13 protein-coding genes and 3 pseudogenes are annotated in these 18,401 nt (G+C 44.4%); 15 read left to right on the top strand and 1 reads right to left on the bottom strand.

The features are described from left to right. Positions 1-133 precede the first annotated feature (133 nt). The 14 genes and pseudogenes from DQQ01_RS11070 to DQQ01_RS11010 all read left to right on the top strand — a co-directional run bounded on the left by DQQ01_RS11070 (position 134) and on the right by DQQ01_RS11010 (position 15,338). Positions 134-1,363 (top strand): C-type lectin domain-containing protein, encoded by a 1,230-nt coding sequence (locus DQQ01_RS11070; protein WP_162624299.1) that lies wholly within the window; start codon positions 134-136, stop codon positions 1,361-1,363. Continuing rightward, positions 1,356-2,618, top strand: a complete 1,263-nt coding sequence (locus DQQ01_RS11065; RefSeq protein ID WP_162624298.1) for a glycoside hydrolase family 3 protein — start codon at positions 1,356-1,358, stop codon at positions 2,616-2,618. The genes DQQ01_RS11070 and DQQ01_RS11065 overlap by 8 nt, the downstream gene beginning before the upstream one ends. A 3-nt stretch (positions 2,619-2,621) precedes the next feature. Further along, positions 2,622-2,744 carry a hypothetical protein gene (locus tag DQQ01_RS16940; RefSeq protein ID WP_278278140.1) on the top strand — a complete coding sequence of 41 codons (123 nt, stop codon included), beginning with the start codon at positions 2,622-2,624 and terminating at the stop codon, positions 2,742-2,744. 80 nt (positions 2,745-2,824) lie between these two features. After that, positions 2,825-3,697 carry a hypothetical protein gene (locus DQQ01_RS11060; protein WP_111920087.1) on the top strand — a complete coding sequence of 291 codons (873 nt, stop codon included), beginning with the start codon at positions 2,825-2,827 and terminating at the stop codon, positions 3,695-3,697. 32 nt (positions 3,698-3,729) lie between these two features. After that, the gene (locus DQQ01_RS11055; RefSeq protein ID WP_111920086.1) at positions 3,730-4,278 is read left to right on the top strand and encodes a DUF2284 domain-containing protein; all 549 of its coding nucleotides are present in this window, start codon (positions 3,730-3,732) and stop codon (positions 4,276-4,278) included. Between the two features lie 66 nt (positions 4,279-4,344). After that, the gene (locus tag DQQ01_RS11050; protein ID WP_111920085.1) at positions 4,345-5,133 is read left to right on the top strand and encodes an SseB family protein; all 789 of its coding nucleotides are present in this window, start codon (positions 4,345-4,347) and stop codon (positions 5,131-5,133) included. 35 nt (positions 5,134-5,168) lie between these two features. Next, positions 5,169-5,993: a PHP-associated domain-containing protein gene (locus DQQ01_RS11045; protein ID WP_111920084.1), complete on the top strand. Its 825-nt coding sequence runs from the start codon at positions 5,169-5,171 to the stop codon at positions 5,991-5,993. Beyond that, positions 5,974-7,272 (top strand): homoserine dehydrogenase, encoded by a 1,299-nt coding sequence (locus DQQ01_RS11040; protein WP_111920083.1) that lies wholly within the window; start codon positions 5,974-5,976, stop codon positions 7,270-7,272. Before DQQ01_RS11045 ends, DQQ01_RS11040 begins: the two co-directional genes overlap by 20 nt. After that, a complete protein-coding gene (locus DQQ01_RS11035; protein ID WP_111920082.1) occupies positions 7,269-8,447 on the top strand; it encodes an alanyl-tRNA editing protein in 1,179 nt (392 codons plus the stop codon). Before DQQ01_RS11040 ends, DQQ01_RS11035 begins: the two co-directional genes overlap by 4 nt. Positions 8,448-8,756: 309 nt before the next feature. After that, positions 8,757-8,834, top strand: coding sequence for a K(+)-transporting ATPase subunit F (gene kdpF, locus DQQ01_RS18440; RefSeq protein WP_111920911.1), 78 nt, complete (start codon positions 8,757-8,759; stop codon positions 8,832-8,834). A gap of 35 nt (positions 8,835-8,869) precedes the next feature. Then, positions 8,870-10,598, top strand: a pseudogene (locus tag DQQ01_RS11025) (potassium-transporting ATPase subunit KdpA). A gap of 33 nt (positions 10,599-10,631) precedes the next feature. Next, positions 10,632-12,688: pseudogene (gene kdpB, locus DQQ01_RS18195) on the top strand (potassium-transporting ATPase subunit KdpB). 10 nt (positions 12,689-12,698) lie between these two features. Then, positions 12,699-13,352, top strand: a complete 654-nt coding sequence (locus DQQ01_RS11015) for a potassium-transporting ATPase subunit C (protein WP_111920081.1) — start codon at positions 12,699-12,701, stop codon at positions 13,350-13,352. Beyond that, a pseudogene (locus tag DQQ01_RS11010) lies at positions 13,342-15,338 on the top strand (DUF4118 domain-containing protein). Before DQQ01_RS11015 ends, DQQ01_RS11010 begins: the two are co-directional and overlap by 11 nt. Here DQQ01_RS11010 and DQQ01_RS11005 read toward each other — a convergent pair. After that, positions 15,324-16,289 (bottom strand): calcium/sodium antiporter, encoded by a 966-nt coding sequence (locus DQQ01_RS11005; protein WP_111920080.1) that lies wholly within the window; start codon positions 16,287-16,289, stop codon positions 15,324-15,326. The pseudogene DQQ01_RS11010 and the gene DQQ01_RS11005 overlap by 15 nt on opposite strands. Before the next feature lie 305 nt (positions 16,290-16,594). On the opposite strand from DQQ01_RS11005, the gene DQQ01_RS11000 reads away from it, so the two are divergent. Further along, complete coding sequence (locus tag DQQ01_RS11000) at positions 16,595-18,388, top strand: ABC-F family ATP-binding cassette domain-containing protein (protein ID WP_111920079.1); 1,794 nt, start codon at positions 16,595-16,597, stop codon at positions 18,386-18,388. The last annotated feature ends 13 nt before the right edge of the window (positions 18,389-18,401 follow it).

The raw sequence follows: 18,401 nt of genomic DNA, 5'->3' as shown, positions 1-18,401 counted from the left end.
GAAGTGTCCATTATGCGGAAAAGAATATGAAGGAATAAAAATATGTCCTTCTTGTAACCTTCCATTAATTGATACGGAGACAAAACAGGCTGTTTCCTTACAACCGGAAAAAAAACATAAAAAGAAAAATCGGATGAAAGAGAATTCAGACAAAACCGTTCAACCAGTTTTGGATCCTACCAGAATGTTTGAGGAATACGGGAAAGAAAGTAAGGCAGAAGAAACCGAAACGAAAATTGAGGCGGAAAAGCCGGAAGAGGGACAGATTCCTGTCGTTCAAATTGAGGCAGAGAAAGAACAGGAAAAGGAAGATGTATATGGAAACAGTTTCGGAGATATTAACAGAAACTTTCAAGAACCTGCAAAAGAAAATTCTTCCTCAAATAAAGTTACCATTTCTTTCAATCCATTTTTAGTTGCAGGAGGCGCAGTGCTTCTCTTACTTCTGGTGGCCCTTATATTTATTGTAAAATCCTGTGGGAAAAATGATTCGGATTCTGTAGAACCGCAGTCTGATGTATATGTGGAAAGTTATCCTGAGCCAGAAGAGCCAATAGGGCAGACAGAAGAGAAAACGGAAGAGGTTGTTGATATGTCAGAAGTGGATTTGGATGCATATAATGCTTCTTATGTTCAGATAGAAGGCTGCCTGTTAGAAGAGGAAGGGAGCAGCAAGTTTACATTTGAAACTCCTTTGAATATTTATCTGGAAGACCGAGATACAGGAAAAGCAGTTGTAGTAAGGAATATAGATGGTGTAAAAGTAGAAGATACCCATATTTTTGAGGGCGGTGATTATACAAATAGAAAAATGCTGTTGGAATGTAGAATTTGGAGAGAAAACGGTGAAGTTCAATTGTATCCGGAAACGATTATTCAAATAGAGCCCATGAAAGATGATGTGGGAATTCATGAATATGGCTTTGTGATAGAAGACTGTACCTGGGAAGAGGCACGTCAAAAAAGTATGGACGCTGGAGGATATCTGGTGCGAATTAATTCAGAGGAAGAATATGAACATATTAAGAATTTGCTGAATGCAGGTGGCTATACCGATATTCATTTTTATCTGGGAGGAAAACGGACAGCGTCAGATACGACATATTATTGGGTGAATCAGGAAAATCAATTTATAGAATCCGGTTTGAATACAAGTGATTCCTGGGCACAGCTTTACTGGTACAATGGAGAGCCCAGTTTCGTAGATGTGGGTTCTGAGGCTACAGGTACCATTGAAGAAGATGTGATGAATTTATTCTGCGTATCCGGAAGCTGGTACTTGAATGACTCCTCAGCAAATCTGGCTGGAATGTATCCGGATTTGTTAAGTGGAAAAGTGGGGTACATTGTTGAATATGAATAAGAAAAAAATTTTAGTCCTTTTTGTATTACTGCTGGGGGGCTGTGTAATTTGGCGGTCGTGGAGCCTGTATCATACAGAGAAAGAGAAAAAGCAAGCATCTGAAAGAAAAATAGAAGCAGAAAAAGATTCAAAACCAGTTACTCCGAAGTCTAAAAAAGAGGAACCCGTAAAAAGAGAACCAACAAAAGAGGAATTGCTGGAACAGGAAGTGGAAGCAAAAATTCGTAATATGTCTGCAGAAGAAAAGGTAGCGCAGCTTTTTATGATTACGCCGGAAGCACTGACCGGAGTAGGACAGGTTGTGGCAGCAGGAGAAAGTACGAAAGCAGCACTGGAAGCTTGTCCAGTTGGAGGGATTATTTATTTTGCTCAAAATTTTGAATCACCGCAGCAGGTGAAGCAGATGACTGCAAATGTTCAACAATATTCCAGAAATCGGATTGGACTTCCATTGTTTTTGTCCGTGGATGAAGAAGGAGGAACGGTCACAAGGTTTGGAAGAAATCCGGCCTTTCAATTCGATGCTTCTGTCAATATGCGTGAATTGGGAAGAACCGGAGATACTCAGGCAGCTTATAATTTGGGAACAAAGCTTGGAACATTTCTTTCTGATTTAGGATTTAATATGGATAATGCTCCAGTTGCAGACGTTTTGAGCAATCCACAAAATACAGTGATTGGAAATCGTTCTTTTGGTTCCGACTGTCATATGGTGTCCCATATGGCTCTGGCAGAACTGAAAGGAATGAAAGATACGGGAGTGATTGGAGTATTGAAGCATTATCCGGGACATGGAGCAACGACTGCAGATACGCATACAGGATATGCCAGTACAGACGCCACTTTGGAGGAGATGAAAGGAAATGAATTAGTTCCTTTTATAGAGGGGATTCGTTCCGGTGCGGAAGTAATTATGGTGGCTCACATTTCCTGTCCGGGAATTACCGGTGATACGGTTCCTGCATCCTTATCAAAGCAGATGATAACAGATATATTGAGAACCGATTTGGGGTATCAGGGAATTGTTATCACAGATGCACTGAATATGGGAGCTATTGCACAGGAGTATACTTCCGGGGAGGCTGCTGTTTTAGCTATAAATGCAGGTGCGGATATGTTATTGATGCCAGTGGACTTCCATGAGGCTTATGAAGAGGTTCTTTTTGCTATGCAAAGTGGAGAAATTTCAGAAACCCGGATTGAGGAATCTTTAAAAAGGATTCTTTCTTTAAAACTTTGTATGGATGCTGGTTGACAAATGGTGAGAAGAAATAAAAATTTTTTTGGAAAGGCTAGTGTTCTGACTGTGGATTACAATACAGCGGATAAAGAAGAAAAGAGTGGAAATGGGGACGAAAACAGCTTGGAAAAAGGGCGTTAACCGTCCCCCTTTCTTTTTTTATGGGTTTGTGGTATGCTGAAACAAAAGACAGTCAAAATATTTCTGATACAGGAGGGTTTATGAAGAAAAATAATGTAATCGCCTATGCAGGTGTGGCGTTGATTACCGCAGCGGTTTTAGGCGGCGCTTTTGTAGTGAAAAACATGTTTTTTAAGCCGGATAAGGCGGAAGAAAAACAGTTAAAAGGGGAATATTCTATGAAAGCGCTCTATCTGGAAAACCAGACCGGTGATTTTCTGTTTGTGGATTTGACCAACGAAACCCCGTTTATGGGAACCATTCCCGAGGGCGGTGTCTATAATGAAAAAGAAGAAATGATAGCAGGAGAAGACCTGGAAAGCGGAGATGTGGTTTCTGTGTGGGGCAACGGCGTTGTGGCGCAGTCCTATCCTGCTCAGTATAACGGAATTACCAAAATACAGGTAGAAGAAAAGGACAGCCAGAAAGAGAAAGAATACAGCCATTACCTGGAAGAATTTTTCCCAAAGGCAGATATGACAAAGGTTCCCACACTGGATATTTCTTACGCGCAGCCGGACGCTCTGGTAACAGCCGTGGTGTCGGAAACGGGAACATATCAGTGGACATATCAGGAGGAAGGACAGGAAGAAACTACCACGGCAGCAGAGGGAGCTCATGTGCTGCAGATGGAGGAACTGGCAGATATTTCCATAGAAGGTCAGACAAAGGCAGAGTTGCTTTTTTCTGTAGAGCCGGAGAAAACAGAGGTTTTCAGATGGACAAAAGAGGAGTGGGAAAAAGAAAAACAGGAGAAATCTGCCGCGGATATTCCGGAGGGAGAAAGCGTTGCAGTGACAGAAAACCAGGCGGGGAATCCGGAAATTACCTGTGATGCCGGGTATGTATATCTGATAAAGGGATACTGGGAAAACGGAGAAGCGGAATACGGATTTTTTGCCAAGGAAATCTGACCACATATCAAGAAATATAAAGGAGAAGCGCGATGAAAAAACTGGAAGAAAAGTTACTGCAGGCAGCCGAGGAACTGGGATTTGATAATTACAGAATCATAGATACCATGGCAATTTCTTTTGAGGAGCGTTTCCGTATGTACTGTGAAATGAATTACTGCGGAAATTATGACAAAAATTATTCCTGTCCGCCTGCCTGCGGAGAGGCAAAGGAACTGGAGAGAAAGGCAAAACAGTTTGAACGGGCGCTTGTTCTGCAGACCATTACTCCGGTAAAAAATATTCTGGACGATGAAGAAACAAAGGGGATAAAACACCGGCACAATCAGATGACCTGGAGCCTGATTGAGGGGATGAAGGAGGACTTAAAGGAGTATCTTCCTGCTATGGCAGGACCATGCCAGATTTGTTCTCCCTGTGCCATGGAACTGGGAAAAGCGTGTCCGTTTCCCAAGAAACGGGCGTCCTGCCTGTCAGCCTTTTGTGTGAAGGTTGATGCGCTGGCAGAATATTGCGAAATTCCTTATTATTGTGAAGGGGAAGTGGCTTTTTTCAGCATTTTGTTTTTTCATAACAAATAATACAGGACAAAAACAGAAAACAGGTGTATACTATACATAGAAAAGAAGACAACAGGAGAAAATGACATGGACAATGTAAACAAAGAACTCATTCAGAAAATACAGACCAGGGAAGAAGTATTTACTATTCTTTCCAGAGCAACAAGACAGCCGTTTGTTATCTGCGACCCGGAGAGCTTTAACGACCAGGTATGGATTTTTGAAAATAAAGAGGATTTGGAGGAGGCAGCTAAACCTCTGGCAGAAAAGAAAAATCCCATCGCTGCCATTAAAGTAGAAAATAAAAGTTTTCTCAGCTTTTACACCGCACTTTATACCCTGGGAGTCAACAGTGTGGTTTATCATGAAAAGGATAAAAAGACAGAACTGGATTTAGAGGTAATTATTAAAAAACCGGATTTTTCTGCTCTTCCTGAAGAAAAAAGACCGCTTTTAAATCCGCAGCTTCAGCTTTCCGGAATTTATTTTATGCAGGAATTCCGAAGAGGCGTGGATATGAAAGAAAAGGAAAACCTGGCAGAGCTGGAAGAAGAAGTTGCTGCCAATCTTGTAAAAAGCAAATATCTGGTAGCAGTGGAGAAGCAGGAGCCGGGAGAAGGCGAGGAAGGAAAAAAGGTACAGGTTCCTTATGTGAAAAATCAGAACGGAGATATTTTCCAGCCTGTTTTTTCAGATGCAGAGGAATTCAGAAAGTTTAATAAGGATAAAAAGTTTCAGGCTCTTTTGGTTACCTTTGAAAATCTGGAAAAGGTATTGATTCCGGTGGCAAAGGGAGCTGTGGTTAATCCCCAGGGATTTAATCTGGTTGTATCGAAAGACAAAATAGGGGCTATGAAGCAAAGATTTGGTCTGTAGGCTGTATAGGTAAGTTGGGGAAAGGAGATGTTGTCATGAAGATTGACATGCATTGCCATACAAAGGAAGGTTCTATAGACGGAAAGGTTCCCATTGAAGAATATATCCGTATGCTCCGCAATCAGGGCTTTGGGGGAATGCTGGTAACAGACCATGATTCCTACGGCGGATACCGTCATTGGAAAAAAAACATCAAAGGGCAGAAGTATCAGGACTTTGTAGTGTTAAAGGGAATCGAATACGATACCCTGGACGCCGGACATATTCTGGTGATTATGCCGGAGAACATCAAGCTGCGGCTTTTGGAGCTTCGGGGAATTCCGGTACAGATGCTGATTCCCATTGTGCATAATTATGGAGGCATTTTAGGACCGGCACACCCCTGCGGAGAGAAGTTTATGAGCTTTATGAATGCAAAGGCTTATGAACGGAATCCCGATATTCTGCGGGAATTTGATTTTATGGAAACCTTTAATGCCTGTGAACCCCAGGAAGTCAACGATAAGGCAAAGGAAATTGCAGAGCGGTACGGGCTTCCGGGAACCGGGGGCAGCGATGCCCACAAGGCAGATTGCGTAGGCATGGCGTATACAGAGGTGCCGGACGACATTACCTGTGAAACAGATTTGATTACCCATATTATGAAAGGAACAAAGCTGGAGGCAGGTGGAACGATTTACACAAAGACAACCAAGGAAAAAATCGGAAAAGCCAAAACCGTGCTTTCTCATTCCTTCTGGGTATATAATAAACTGGGAGGTTGGAGCAAGGCATTTAAACGAAACAGTAAAATGAAAAAAGGGTTCATAGAGAGGGTAGAGGTTAATAAGGAAGAAAAGCATGAGCAAAAAAGTAATTAAGGCAGCGCTTTTGGGGCTGGGAACGGTGGGAACCGGGGTATATAAGGTTCTGAAAAACCAGGAAGAAGAGATGGAACAGAAAATCGGCGCATCTGTGGCCGTAAAAAAGATTTTAGTGAGAAATCTGAAAAAAGCAGCGGCAAAGATTCCGGAACCGGAACTTTTGACAAACAGCTGGCAGGAGATTTTAGAGGACGAGTCCATTGAGATTGTTATTGAGGTTATGGGAGGCATTCACCCGGCAAAGGAATATATCACACAGGCGCTTTGTGCAGGAAAGCATGTGGTGACTGCCAATAAAGATTTGGTGGCTTCCTTTGGCGGAGAACTTCTGGACTGCGCCGCAGAGCATCACTGTGACTTTCTGTTTGAAGCCTCTGTGGCAGGGGGAATTCCCATTATCCGTCCGTTGAAGCAGTGTCTGGCAGGAAATCACATCTCCGAGGTGGTGGGCATTGTCAACGGCACCACGAATTTTATTCTTACGAAGATGACCCAGGAGCATATGGAGTTTGCAGACGCTCTGGCGCTTGCCACCAGACTGGGCTATGCGGAAGCAGACCCTACGGCAGATATCCAGGGGTATGACGCAGGCAGAAAGGTTGCCATTATGGCATCTATTGCCTTTAATTCCAGGGTGACTTTTGAAGACGTTGCCACAGAAGGGATTACCCATATTTCCTCCAAAGATATTCGCTATGCAAAAGAGCTTGGCTGTGTAATCAAGCTTTTAGGCGTGGCAAAGAACACAGGGGACGGCATTGAGGTGAAAGTACAGCCCATGTTGGTACCGGAGGGACACCCTCTGGCTTCTGTAAACGATTCTTTTAACGCAGTCTTTGTTCACGGAGATGCAGTGGACGATGCCATGTTTTATGGAAGAGGAGCAGGAGAACTTCCCACAGCCAGCGCCATTGTAGGCGATGTGTTTGACATTGTGAGAAACATTCTGTTTGGGTGTACAGGCAGAATCAGCTGCACCTGCTATAAAGCGCTTCCCATTAAAAAACAGGAAGAAACAGAAAGCCGGTTTTTCTTAAGACTTCATGTGGACGATAAGCCGGGAGTTCTGGCAGGAATAGCCAGCGTACTGGGTAATTACAGAGTAAGCATTGCGCAGATGATTCAGAAACACAGAGAAGAGGATTTTGCGGAAATCGTTGTAGTGACCTCAAAGGTCAGGGAAGGAAACTTCCATGACGCCATGCTGATTATTGAAGGTATGGAGGCAGTACATAAGATTACTTCCGTAATCCGGGTATATGGAGAACAGGAATGACAGAAAAATTGTATTATCAGGACAGCTATTTGTCCGAATTTGAAGCAGAGGTTTTATCCTGTGTCCCAAAAGGAAACAAATACGAGGTAGTTCTTTCGAGAACTGCCTTTTTTCCTGAGGGCGGAGGACAGACAGCAGATACCGGTGTTCTGGTATCCGGACAGCAAAGGATACAGGTATTGGACGTACAGGAAAAGGATGGCGTGGTGCTACATGAAACAGACGGCCTATTGGAGGTGGGAGCAGTTGTACAAGGAGAGCTGAACTTTCAGGAGCGGTTCCTGAAAATGCAGGAGCATACAGGGGAGCATATTATTTCCGGGATTGTGCATCGGCGCTTTGGTTATCAGAACGTGGGGTTTCATCTGGGAAAAGAAGAGGTGACCATGGATTATGACGGACCTCTGACCGAAGAGGAATTGCGGCAAATTGAGTACGAGGCAAATCGGGCTGTGGCGGAAAACATTCCTATTGTAATTTTGGAGCCGTCAAAGGAAGAGCTGCCCCATATTTTTTACCGCAGCAAAATGGAAATTGAGGGACAGGTACGGATTGTACAGATTCCGGGTTATGACAGCTGCGCCTGCTGCGCGCCTCATGTAAAAACAACGGGAAGCGTGGGCATGATTAAGATTACAGGAGCGATACGGTATAAGGGCGGCATGCGTCTTTCTCTGCACTGCGGATTCCGGGCGCTTTCGGATTATCGGGAAAAGGAAGCCAGCGTAAAGCAGATTTCCAACCGGCTTTCTGCAAAGCAGGAGGAAGTGGTGTGCGCGGTCAAAAGGCTGGAAGAGGAACTTGCAGCTTTGAAAGAAAAGAATAAAAGACTGCAGGAGCAGTTGGTAAAGGCTGCGCTTAAAGAAGAGGAACAGAAACTTCTGGAAAATCCGGTGGCAAATCTCCTTCTTTTTGCAGAGGAAATGGACCCGGCAGCCATGCGGAATTTTGTAAACGAAGCCATGGAAAAGACAGATGGCATCTGCGGCGTTTTTGTGGGAAGCAAAGAGCAGGGTTTTCGTTATGTGCTTGGAAAAAAGGACGGCAGTATCTGCAGCATTGGTAAGTGTTTAAATGAAGCTTTTGAGGGAAAGGGAGGCGGAAAGCCGCCTATGATACAGGGGTCTTTAAAGGGAAACCCGGAAGCGATCAGAGGGTTTTTAGAAAAAGAATAAAAGATTGTCTGTTTGTTTATGCAGAGAAAAAAGAGCCGGTTCGGCTGTCGATGGGGTAAGACAGCCGAGCCGGTTCTTTTATTCCATAGGAAAATCCTTTTTATATTTATACCGTTTTAATGCAAAGGGATTTCAGATTAACACTTCTTTAATTCGAAATGGAATACAATGTTACAGCAAGGAGGGAAATGCTTATGATGGATTTCATTATGATAGGAGTTCTGGCAGGAAGTTTCGGACTCGTGAAATTATTTGCAGATTTCTGTGAAGCACAGATAAAACCAAAGGAAAAATAGGAGGAAACAGGAAATGATTGTTTTGGGAATCATCGTTGCAGCGCTGGCAGGATATCTGGTATATGCCCTGATTTATCCTGAAAAGCTGTAAAAAGAAATCGAGAGGAAAAAACAGGAGGAGAAAAGATGTTACAGATTATTTTAACACTTTCGATTTTTGTGATTCTTGTAATTCCTATGGGAAAATACATGTATCACATTGCAACAGGACAAAAAACATTTGCAGACAGGGTCTTTGATCCCATAGACGCTGTTATCTATAAAATCTGCGGCATCAAAGGCAGGGACATGGGCTGGAAAAAATATGCGCTGACCCTTGTGCTGGCAAATGCAGTTATGGTTTTTCTGGGATATCTCATACTCAGGATTCAGAATGATTTGGTTTTGAATCCCAATGAGATTGGTTCCATGGAACCGTCCCTTTCTTTTAATACCATTATCAGTTTTATGACAAATACCAAACCTGCAGCACTATGCAGGGGAAAGCGGTTTGTCTTATGCCAGTCAGATGTGCGTCATCATTTACATGATGTTTACCTCTGCGGCAACAGGCTACGCGGCCTGTATGGCATTCTGCAGGGGGCTGGCAGGAAAGAAGCTGGGGAATTTTTACAGAGATGTGGTGCGTATTACCACCAGAATTTTAATTCCCGTTGCTTTTCTGGTAGGACTTTTATTAGTCAGTCAGGGAACTCCGGAAACCCTGGGGGCAAATCTGACGGTACATACCATAGAAGGAAAAATGCAGGATATTGCAGTGGGACCGGTGGCAGCGCTGGAATCCATTAAGCATTTGGGGACAAACGGCGGCGGCTTTTTTGGAGCTAACTCAACTACGCCATTTGAAAATCCCACCATTGTTTCCAATATTGCAGAACTGATTTCCATGATGATTCTGCCCGGCGCCTGTGTTGTGACTTTTGGACATATGATGCATGATAAGAAAAAGGAGAAAACGCAGCTTTTGCCGGGTACAGAGACGAAGAATCGCCTGATTATGGGAAGACAGGGCGCAGTGATTTTTGGAGCGATGGCTATTTTATTTACCGTAGGACTGCTTATCTGCTACAACGCAGAAATGGCGGGAAATCCGGTGATTGAGGAAATGGGGATTGACCAGAGCGCAGGAAGCATGGAAGGAAAGGAAGTACGTTTCGGAACTGCCCAGTCCGCACTTTTTACAACTGTGACGACTTCCTTTACCACAGGTACGGTCAACAACATGCACGATACCCTGACTCCTCTGGGAGGTATGGTTCCTCTTCTGCACATGATGTTAAACTGTGTGTTCGGAGGTAAGGGCGTAGGTCTTATGAATATGATTCTGTATGTGATTCTGGCCGTCTTTATCTGCGGTTTAATGGTTGGGCGTACACCGGAATATTTGAATAAGAAAATTGAAGGAAAGGAAATGAAGCTGGTAGCCATTTGTATTTTGATACACCCACTGTTGATTCTGGGATTTTCTGCCCTGGCAGTCAGCGTGCCCGCAGGGCTTGAGGGAATTACCAATCCCGGCTTCCACGGACTGAGCCAGGTGCTGTATGAATATGCGTCCTCGGCGGCAAACAATGGATCCGGCTTTGAGGGATTGGCAGATAATACTGTGTTTTGGAATGTGACCGCAGGTCTTGCCATGTTCTTTGGACGGTACATTGCCATTGTGGCACAACTTGCCATTGCAGGTTCGCTGCTTGCAAAGAAAAAGGTGAATGAATCCATTGGTACCCTGCGGACAGACAATGTGACTTTTATGTTGATTCTGGTATTTATTGTATATATTTTTGCTGCACTGACTTTCTTCCCGGCACTGGCGCTGGGGCCTGTTGCAGAACACTTATCCCTGTGGCTGTAAGGAACACAGGCAGGAGGAAAAGGAGAGTAAGAAATGGCTAAGAGTGAAAGGACAAAATTCATTACAAAAAGATATTTTAAAATCATCAATTCTCGGTTCATTCCAAAAGTTGGATCCGCGCTATATGATAAAAAATCCCGTTATGTTTGTTGTGGAAGTGGGCTTTTGGATTACCCTGGCGCTGACCTTTTTCCCTACCCTTTTCGGTGGGGACGCCAGATATCAGGTTTACAACGGAATTGTAACGTTAATTCTGTTTGTCACCGTGCTGTTTGCAAACTTTGCAGAATCCGTGGCAGAGGGAAGGGGAAAGGCGCAGGCAGCGTCCTTAAAGAAAACAAAGCAGGACACAAAAGCCAGACTGATTCCTGGAAATGGGCAGGAAAAGATGATTCCTGCGTCTGAACTGAAAAAAGATGATGTAGTGCTGGTAAAAGCAGGAGAGGTGATACCCAATGACGGAGAAGTCATAGAAGGGGTCGCTTCTGTAGATGAATCTGCCATTACAGGAGAATCCGCACCGGTTACCCGTGAGGCAGGAGGAGATTTCTCTTCTGTAACAGGAGGAACCACTGTGGTTTCGGACTGGCTGAAAATCCGAATTGTGGCAGATCCGGGAAAATCCTTTCTGGATAAAATGATTTCTCTGGTAGAAGGTGCCAAAAGACAGAAGACACCCAATGAGATTGCCTTAAATACCCTGTTGATTGTATTGACCTTAATCTTTTTGAGTGTAGTGGTAACTCTTTATCCGTTTTCTGATTATTTAGGCGTGGATATTCCCATTTCCTGGGCGATTGCTCTTATGGTTTGTCTGATTCCCCACCACCATCGGCGGGCTGCTTTCTGCAATTGGTATTGCCGGCATGGATCGTGTTACACGATTTAATGTAATTGCCATGTCCGGGAAAGCAGTGGAAGCCTGTGGAGATGTGGACACCATGATACTGGATAAAACAGGAACCATTACTTACGGAAACAGATTGGCAGCAGAATTTTACCCGGTAAAAGGCGTAGAAAAAGCAGATTTAGTGGATTATAGTGTGATGTGTTCTCTTATGGATACCACGCCTGAGGGCAAATCCACGGTAGAACTGGGACGGCAAATGGGCTGTATTTTAGAGGAGAGCATTTGCAATCAGATGGAATTTGTGGAATTTACTGCACAGACAAAAATGAGCGGTGTAAATTTAAAGGACGGTACCCTGGTGAGAAAAGGCGCTTTTGAAGCAATGAAAATCTTTGTAAAAGAGCGGGGCGGTGAGGTTCCGGCAGATTTGGAAGGCATTGTAACAGAGGTTTCCAATCTGGGGGGAACTCCTCTGGTCGTTTGTGTGGGCAGCCGGATTTTAGGCGTGATTTATCTGAAGGATACGGTAAAGCCGGGACTGGTAGAGCGTTTTGCAAGACTGCGGGAAATGGGAATCAAAACCATTATGTGTACAGGGGATAACCCTTTGACAGCGGCTACCATTGCAAAGGAGGCAGGTGTGGACGGCTTTCTTGCAGAATGCAAGCCGGAGGATAAAATCGATGCTATTAAAAAAGAACAGGCAGAAGGAAAGCTGGTCGCCATGACCGGAGATGGAACTAATGACGCCCCGGCGCTGGCTCAGGCAGATGTGGGGCTTGCCATGAATTCCGGAACCCAGGCAGCAAAGGAAGCGGCAAATATGGTGGATTTGGATTCTGATCCTACGAAGATTCTGGAGGTTGTGGAGATTGGAAAGCAGCTTCTCATTACCAGGGGATCCCTTACCACCTTTAGTGTTGCCAATGACATTGCCAAATATTTTGCTATTATTCCCGCTATGTTTACCATGGTTTTACCGCAGATGCAGATTCTGAATATTATGCAACTGGCAACACCGGCAAGCGCGATTTTGTCTGCCTTGATTTTTAATGCCCTGATTATTCCGGGACTGATTCCCATTGCCATGAAGGGAGTAAAATATAAACCCATGAAAGCAGAAAAGCTGTTGCTTTGGAATATGGGGCTTTACGGACTGGGCGGAATTGCTATACCGTTTGTGGGAATTAAACTGATCGATTTACTGGTAGCACCCTTGCTGGCAGTAATGGGAATGTAGGAGGAAGACGATGAAGAAGTTTATAAAATCAGCAGGTAAAATGCTGGGATTTAGTGTGGTTCTTATGCTGCTTTGTTCTTTTTGTTATCCGCTGGCTCTGACCGGAGTCAGCCAGCTCACCATGAAGGAAAAGGCAAACGGAAGTTTGGTGGATAAAGAAGGAAATCTGGTTTCTGATGCCGGGGACGCTGTGGGTTCAGCTCTGATTGGACAGGATTTTACAGAGGATTATTATTTTAAACCAAGGGTTTCTTCGGTAAATTATAATACTTATACAGAAGAAGAGAAGGAAAACGGGGATTATGCCGGTGTTTCCTCAGGAAGCTTTAACTATGGAAACTCAAATCCGGATTTAAAGAAACGTATGGAGGAGGATTTGGAGGAATTTCTGAGTTCTCACCCGGGAGTTAAAAAAGAGGATATTCCATCTGACCTTTTCACAGCTTCAGGCTCAGGCTTAGACCCTCATATTTCTCCAAAGGCTGCCAAAATCCAGGTTGCCGCAGTGGCAGAACATTCCGGTTTGTCCAGGGAAGAGATTGGTAAAATTGTGGAGAAAAATACAGGACACAAGGTTTTGGGGATTTTTGGAGAAGAGAGAGTAAATGTTTTAAAATGTAATCTGGACATTGCAGAGGCTATGGGGATTTTAGATGAAGAATGAAAGACCGGATTCGGAACAGGTTTTGCGAAAGTTGAAATATGAAGAAGAACAGAAACAAAAGAATACCAGGGGCAGGTTGAAAATCTTTCTGGGATATGCAGCAGGCTCCGGAAAAACCTACACCATGCTGGAGGCAGCCCATGGAGCCCTCCGGCATGGTGTAGATGTGGTTGCGGGCTATATAGAGCCTCACGCCAGACCGGATACCAGGCCATGGCAGAGGGACTGGAAACTTTGCCGCCGCTTTTGGTAGATTATAAGGGCATTTGTCTGCAGGAATTTGATTTAGACGCAGCCCTAAAGCGCAGACCGAAGCTCCTTTTAGTGGACGAGCTGGCACACACCAACGCAAAGGGCTGCCGCAATGAGAAACGCTACCAGGACGTCAGGGAACTGCTGCGGGCAGGAATCCATGTATATACTACTTTGAATGTGCAGCATCTGGAAAGTCTGAATGACCTTGTGGGAAATATCACTCACATAGAAGTGCGGGAGAGGATTCCGGATTGCGTGTTTGACCAGGCAGACCAGGTGGAAGTGATTGACATTGAGCCGGACGAATTGATTGCCCGTATGAAAGAGGGGAAAATTTATGAAGCACTTCAGGCAGAACGGGCGCTTGCGAATTTCTTCCGGCGGGAAAAGTTGGTGGCGCTAAGGGAAATTACCCTGCGGCGGGTGGCAGACCGGGTGAACCGTATGGCAGAGGAGGAGAGAAACGCCCTTGGATACCGGGAATATCATACAGGAGAACATATTCTTGCCTGTGTGTCTTCTGCGCCTTCCAGCGCCAAGGTAATTCGCACGGCTTCCCGTCTGGCGTATGCTTTTCACGGGCAGTTTACCGTGCTTTCTGTGGAAACGCCCCAGTTAAAGAAAGCAGGAGAAGAAACCAGAAAAGTACTGAGTCGTCATCTGGAACTGGCAAGAGCCTTAGGGGCAAAAATTGTTACCGTATACGGCTCGGATATTGCAGCCCAGATTGCAGAATATGCCGTTGTGGGAAATGTGTCAAAGGTTGTAATAGGGAAGAATAATCACAGAAGTTTTTGGAAAAGAGGGAGGTCAGAGGTGTTGGAAACTCTGATGCAGCGGGCGCCGAATATTGACATTTATATTATTCCGGACGCCGGGCAGGCAGACAGGGGAAAAGCGCTAGAGGAGCGCAGAGTGTGCAGAGAAGAAGGACATGTGGCAAAGGATTTAGCTGCCATTACCGGTGTTTTGCTGCTTACTACAGGAATCGCCCTGGGCTTTGGGTGTCTGGGGCTTTCTGAGTCTAATATTATTATGACCTATATTTTAGGGGTTTTGTTGTCTTCTTATATTGCGGACAAAAAAATTTATGCCGTGTATTCTTCTTTGTTTTCCGTGCTGGCATTTAATTTTTTCTTTACAGAACCATACTTGAGCTTTAAGGCGTATGACAGGGGATACCTGGCGACGTTTTTCATGCTGTTTCTGGTGGGGCTTTTTACGGCAACGCTTACGCGGAAGTTAAAGGAACAGAATCTGGAGAGCGCAAAGAAACAGTACCGCACAGAAATCTTGCTGGAGAACAGTCAAAAACTGCGCCGCTGCAAGTCTAAGAAAGAGGTATGGAAACAAGTGGCGGAACAGGCAGGAAAACTGCTGAAACTGTCGATACTGATTTATCCCATGGGAAAAGAAAGGATTTTAGAGGAACCGATGCTGTTTCCGAGAAAGGGAATGGAAGCGGAAGCACTGAAAGAACTGGTAAATGTTCAGGAAAAGGCTGTGGTACAATGGGTGGCGGTGAATCATCATCGCGCAGGCGCCTGCACCCACACTCTTCCAGAGGCAAGAGCCATATACCTTCCTGTGCAGGGCGCAGAGGAGGTATATGGCGTTATGGGGATTCTTCTGGAAGAGCGCAGACCTGTGCAGGATTTTGAATACGGTTTGCTGACTGCCATGTTAAATGAAGCCGGGGTGAAGCTACAGGACGCGTTACCGGACAATTAAATAAACGGTGTAGACCACATAGGAGCAGGTCATGAGTGTTCCCATAAAGCGTCCCACCCGTCTGTTTCTGGCAATGGGTATAAAAATCAGAATGGATAAAATTGCCAGTAATCCAATATCATACATATAAGTTTCCGTTACAGTCATGGGAAGAATGGTGCTGGAAAGTCCCAGAATGAGAAAAATATTGAAAATATTGGAACCAACAACATTGCCCAGAGCAATATCGCTTTCTCCCTTTCTGGCAGCTACAATGGAAGTAACCAGTTCGGGAAGAGAAGTTCCCACAGCTACAATGGTAAGACCAATCAGCGCTTCGCTAAGCCCAAAGGCCCTGGCAATGTCCTTTGCGCCGTTTACGGTCATATCGCCGCCTGCAATAATACCAGCCAGTCCCACAAGGGAGAGAAGGATACTCACAGGCATGGTATACTTGGCGGAAACCTCTGTTTCCTGGGCGCAGAGGCTTTCTCTGCGTTTTTTTAAGCCTTCCTGTACGGTAAGGTACATAAAAACAGCAAAGCCCAAAAGCAGTAAAAGACCGTCTGTGCGTCCAAGGGTCATTTTTTCGCTGCCTTTAAATACACGGTCTAAAATCAGGATATCCAGCAAAAGCACAGCAAGAATCGAAAGTGGGTAGTCCTTTTTTATCATGCTTTGCTTTACGGATAAGGGGCAGATCATGGCGCTCATGCCAATGACCACCAGAAGATTAAAAATATTGGAACCTACCACATTTCCAATGGCAATGTCATTGCTGCCCTTTATGGCTGCAGTGACACTGACCGCCAGTTCCGGGGCGCTGGTACCGAACGCTACAATAGTAAGTCCGATAATGAGAGAGGGAATGTGTAGTCTTTTGGCAATACAGGACGCACCTTCCACAAAAATATCTGCACCCTTTACCAGCAGCAAAAAGCCGATACAAAGGATAAGGACAGATGTTATCATAGGTTTTTCCTCCATAGAATTAGTATTTTCCATAATACCATAGCATTTAATGGAAGGATTGGCAACGGGAAAAGAAGAAAAAGGAAAAAATACATTTGGATTATTTTGAAAGCATGAATACAAAATAACATCTTTATCCGAATGAAGGAATTAATATATCGCATTATACTGCTTATTATGGCAAAAGAAAATGCAGGCTGAGACTATTCCACATAGCTGTTTCCTGTGAAAGACTATGCAGTTGACGCATATAGAAAAATCCTTTATGATTAGCTGGTGAAGCAATAATACAAAGGAGATTTCTTATGAATATTTTAAATATAGAAAATATCAGTAAAATATACGGGGAAAAAGTGATTTTTGACCAGGCTTCTTTTGGAATCCAGGAGGGTGATAAAATCGGCATCATCGGAATAAACGGTACGGGAAAAACCACACTTTTGCGAATGGTGGCAGGACTGGAACAACCAGATGAGGGGCAGATTGTAAAACAGAATAATTTAAGAATTGCGTATCTGCCTCAGAATCCTGTATTCCCTGAAAATGCCACAATTTTATCTTATATGCAGGACAGTGAGCAGCAGTGGAGAGTAGAGAGCAACTTAAATAAGCTGGGGATTCTGGAATATGATATCCCTCTGGAATATCTTTCCGGGGGACAGAGAAGGAAGGTCGCTCTTGCAAAGGTGCTGGCATCAGACTTTGATATGCTTTTGCTGGACGAGCCTACAAACCATTTGGACGCAGAGATGATTTCATGGCTGGAAGATTATTTACGGGAATTTCGCGGAACCGTGCTTATGGTAACCCATGACCGCTATTTTCTGGATAAGGTGACCAACAGGATTCTGGAAATCAGCCATGGCCAGATGTATAGTTATGTTGCCAATTATTCCAAATTCCTGGAAATGAAGGCAGAGAGAGAAGAGATGGAACTGGCTTCTGAGCGGAAACGTCAATCTGTACTCAGAATGGAACTGGAATGGGCAAAGCGAGGCTGTCGTGCCAGAAGCACAAAGCAGAGAGCCAGACTGGAGAGGTTGGAAAATCTGAAGAACCAGACAGCACCGGTAAAAGACCAGATTGTGGAGTTGGATTCTGTGGAAACCAGAATGGGAAAAAAGACCATTGAGTTACGGCATGTGAGCAAAAGTTTTGATGCTTTGAAGATAGTGGAAGATTTTAATTACATTTTTCTCAGAAACCAGAAGGTGGGAATTATCGGACCAAACGGCTGCGGAAAATCTACGTTTATGAAAATGATTGCCGGACTGGTGCAGCCGGATAACGGAAACATTGAAATCGGAGAAACCATTCGCATGGGATATTTTGCCCAGGAAGAGCAGCACATGGACGAAAAGCAGAGAGTGATTGACTATGTGAAGGAGATTGGAGAATATATCACCACCAGAGAGGGCAAAATCAGCGCCTCCCAGATGCTGGAACGCTTTTTGTTTACTCCGGATATGCAGTATGCGCCAATCGGAAAGCTCTCCGGAGGGGAAAAGAGAAGATTATATCTTTTGGGAGTCCTGTGTGAAAACATTAATGTGCTTCTGCTTGACGAGGCTGGAAACAATCTGGATATTCCGACTATGACAATCTTAGAAGACTATCTGAATTCTTTCCAGGGGATTGTGATTACGGTGTCCCATGACCGTTATTTTCTGGATAATGTGGCAGACCGGATTCTGGAATTTGACGGACAGGGAGGAATCTGTCAGTATGAGGGCGGCTATACGGATTATCTGGAAGCGAAGAATAGAAATCAACAGGAAAAAGTCAGTGACAGAGCGGAAAAAAAGGCGGAGAATACAGAGAAAAAGGGAAATAAGGACTGGAAACAAAATCGCAGCACAAAACTGAAATTTACCTTTAAAGAACAGCGGGAATATGAAACCATTGACGATGATATTGCTGCACTGGAAGAAAAAGTTGCAAAGCTTGATGAAGAAATTATGAAAAATGCCACAAATTCAGGAAGACTGAATGAACTGATGAAGGAAAAGGAAGACGCAGAAGAACAGCTGGAGGAAAAGATGGACCGCTGGGTGTATCTGAATGATCTGGCGGAGAGAATTGCAGAGCAGGGGAAATAGAGATACATGGAAC

It is taken from the genome of Blautia argi, assembly GCF_003287895.1.
Lineage (GTDB): Bacteria > Bacillota > Clostridia > Lachnospirales > Lachnospiraceae > Blautia > Blautia argi.
Note: the sequence above shows the minus strand (reverse complement) of the source record. Positions and strands in the feature narration are given on the sequence as shown.